A 3210-nucleotide genomic window follows, 5' to 3' on the forward strand; every position below is an offset into this window, starting at 1 on the left:
ACTAAACCGCATTGCTTCCGTAGCATTTGTCAGGGGCAAAAATGGTCGAAGCACCTCCTCCGGTTGGAATCATCATGGGCAGCCAGTCCGACTGGGCGACGATGAAGCTTGCGAGCGACATTCTCGATCAGCTCCATATCGCGCATGAAAAAAAGATCGTGTCAGCCCACCGCACGCCCGGCAGACTTTATGATTATGCAAGCTCGGCCGTCGAACGCGGATTGAAAGTGATTATCGCCGGAGCTGGCGGAGCGGCCCATCTGCCTGGTATGGCAGCCTCGATGACCCGCATCCCGGTGCTTGGCGTGCCGATCCAGTCCAAAGCGCTGAGCGGCATGGACAGTCTCTTGTCCATCGCCCAGATGCCCGCGGGTATCCCGGTCGGCACTTTGGCGATCGGAGAAGCCGGCGCCAAAAATGCGGCGCTGCTGGCTGCGGCCATCCTCGCCAACTCCGATCCGGCACTGGCCGAGCGGCTGGAAGCGTGGCGCGCGGCGCAGACCGACTCCGTCGCCGACAAGCCCGCATAAATACGCATCATGCAGACACTCCCCCCCGGATCAACCATCGGTATATTGGGCGGCGGCCAGCTCGGCCGGATGCTGAGCGTGGCAGCGGCGCAACTGGGCTATCGCTGCCATATCTATGCGCCCGATGCCGATAGCGTGGCTGCCGAAGTCTCCGCGCATTTCACCTGCGCGCAGGATGATGACATCGCAACCCTGACCCGCTTCGCCGAGAGCTGCGACGTGATCACCTTTGAATTTGAAAATGTTCCGGTCGATCCGCTGCACCGGATCGAAAACTGCGCCCCGCTTCATCCGCCGATTGGCGCGCTGGACATTGCCCAGAACCGGATCGCCGAAAAATATTTCGCCCGCGATCATGGAGGGACAACGGCGCCTTTTGCCGAAGTGGCCGATCGGGCAGCACTGGACAAAGCGATTGCCGACATCGGGGCGCCAGCGATCCTCAAGACAATCCGCATGGGCTATGACGGCAAGGGCCAGTCCCGGATCCAGCCGGGAGATGATCTCGACAGCCACTGGCAAGCGGTTGCCCATCAACCCTGCGTCGCTGAAGGATTTGTGACATTCAGTCAGGAATTTTCGGTGATCCTGGTGCGCGGACAGGATGGCGAAATCCGTTTCTGGGATACACCGCACAATGTCCATGAAGACGGCATATTGGCGCACTCGGTTGCGCCCGCACCCGCCGAAATACTGGAACAGCAGGACGATGCCCGTTCACTGGCCTCGAAAATGGCGGACGCGATGGACTATGTCGGCGTGCTCACCTGCGAATTTTTTGCTACCAGGGACGGTCCGGTTTTCAACGAGATGGCGCCGCGGGTGCACAATAGCGGCCACTGGACCATCGAGGGAGCGATCACCAGCCAGTTTGAAAATCACATCCGGGCGATTTGCGGTCTGCCGCTGGGCGACACCGGGCTCGCCGCGAAAAAAGTCGAAATGCACAACCTTATCGGGGCGCAATCCCACGACTGGTCGAAGCTGTTGTCCGACGGCTCAAACCACGTCCATCTCTATGGCAAGGGCGCGAGCAGGCCGGGTCGTAAAATGGGTCATGTTACAAAATTGCATTTCTAATTTGCAGTCTGCCCGAACTGCGCTAGGCGTCGCCCATGAACCATCCTGAAATCATTCTCTTTCTCGCCCGCGCCGACAATGGTGTGATTGGCGATGGCGACAGCATTCCGTGGCGCCTGCCCGAGGACCAGAGGCGGTTCAAATCGCTGACCATGGGCAAACCGATGATCATGGGCCGCAAGACATTTGACAGCCTGCCCGGCATGTTGCCCGGACGGCGGCATATCGTGCTTACCCGGGACGAGAATTGGGAAGCCGACGACGCGGAGATTGCAGACAGCGTCGAACAGGCGCTGAAAATAACCAATGCCCCACATATTGCGGTGATCGGGGGAGCGGAAATCTACAAGGCGTTTCTTGACCGCGCCGACCGGATTGAACTTACCGAAGTGCATATCAAGCCCAAGGGTAATATTAAAATGCCCACGTTTGACGATGCTGTCTGGGAAGAGACGATGCGCGAGGATCACGAACCGAAAAATGACAGGCCGGGTTACAGTTTTGTCACTCTGAAAAGGAAAAACGGATGAAGAAAATCGCGCTGACACTTTTGGGTTTCATCGCGATCGCACTCGCCGCCTTCCTGATTTTCGGACCGGCATGGTTTGACAAGCAAACCAACATGATCGACGGCAAGCCGCTGCCGGAGATTAGCGCCGAAGCGCAAAAACTGCACGACAGTCTGATGATTGTCGATCTGCACGGCGACACATTGCTGTGGAAGCGCAAGATTACCGACAGCGTCGACTATGGCCATATCGATCTCGCGCGCCTGAAAGCGGGCAATGTCGGGCTGCAGATTTTTTCCAGCGTGACCAAGACCCCCCGGGGCCAGAATTACGACAGCAACAGCGCCGATACCGACAATATCACCCTGCTCGCGATTACCCAGCTGCAACCGATGCGGACCTGGTTCTCGCTGCTCGAGCGGCAACTCTATCATGCGCAGAAGCTGGATCGGGCGGTGAAGGATTCCGCTGGCGCCCTGGCAACGATCAGCAATGCAGCGGATGTCGACGGCCTTGCCGAGTTTCGTGCCCGCGACGGACGACCGATTGGCGTGCTGTTTTCGGCCGAAGGTCTTCAGACGCTGGAAGGCGATCGCGTCAATCTGAAGAAGCTTTATACATCGGGCATGCGCATGGCGGGGATGGTGCATTTTTTCGACAATGAACTGGCCGGATCGATGCACGGCATCAAGAAGGGCGGGCTGACCAAATTTGGCCGGACCATCGTCCGCGACATGGAGGATATGGGGATGATCGTCGATATCGCCCATAGCAGCCACGCCAGCGTCGCAGACATTCTCAAGATGGCGCGGCGACCTGTTGTCTCGAGCCATGGCGGCGTCCAGGCGGTGTGCGGGGTCAACCGCAACCTGACCGATGCAGAAATCAGGGGCGTGGCCGCGACCGGCGGGATCATTGGCCTGGGTTACTGGGACGGCGCGATGTGCGATACCGATCCGGCGACAGTGGCCAAGGCAGCAAAGCATGTCCGCGATCTGGTCGGGATCGAGCATGTCGCGCTGGGCAGCGATTTTGACGGTGCGGTGACCACGCGCTTTGATACCAGCGGGATTGTCCATATCACCCAGGCG

General features: G+C 58.9%; 4 protein-coding genes. All 4 read left to right on the top strand.

The features are described from left to right. Positions 1-41 precede the first annotated feature (41 nt). A complete protein-coding gene (gene purE / locus WBM93_RS12365) occupies positions 42-530 on the top strand; it encodes a 5-(carboxyamino)imidazole ribonucleotide mutase (protein WP_424432172.1) in 489 nt (162 codons plus the stop codon). Between the two features lie 9 nt (positions 531-539). Continuing rightward, positions 540-1610, top strand: coding sequence for a 5-(carboxyamino)imidazole ribonucleotide synthase (locus WBM93_RS12370; protein ID WP_424432173.1), 1071 nt, complete (start codon positions 540-542; stop codon positions 1608-1610). Positions 1611-1645: 35 nt separating this feature from the next. Beyond that, positions 1646-2140, top strand: a complete 495-nt coding sequence (locus tag WBM93_RS12375) for a dihydrofolate reductase (protein WP_424432174.1) — start codon at positions 1646-1648, stop codon at positions 2138-2140. Further along, positions 2137-3210, top strand: a 1074-nt coding sequence (locus WBM93_RS12380) for a dipeptidase (RefSeq protein ID WP_424432175.1), incomplete at its 3' end; no start/stop codon positions are given. The genes WBM93_RS12375 and WBM93_RS12380, both read left to right, overlap by 4 nt.

Origin of the sequence: Parasphingorhabdus sp. (assembly GCF_049667325.1) — a bacterium.
Classification (GTDB): domain Bacteria; phylum Pseudomonadota; class Alphaproteobacteria; order Sphingomonadales; family Sphingomonadaceae; genus Parasphingorhabdus.

Coding starts and splice junctions, on each gene's coding strand:
- purE (WP_424432172.1), top strand. CDS start 42: ATGGTCGAAGCACCTCCTCCGGTTGGAATCATCATGGGCAGCCAGTCC.
- WBM93_RS12370 (WP_424432173.1), top strand. CDS start 540: ATGCAGACACTCCCCCCCGGATCAACCATCGGTATATTGGGCGGCGGC.
- WBM93_RS12375 (WP_424432174.1), top strand. CDS start 1,646: ATGAACCATCCTGAAATCATTCTCTTTCTCGCCCGCGCCGACAATGGT.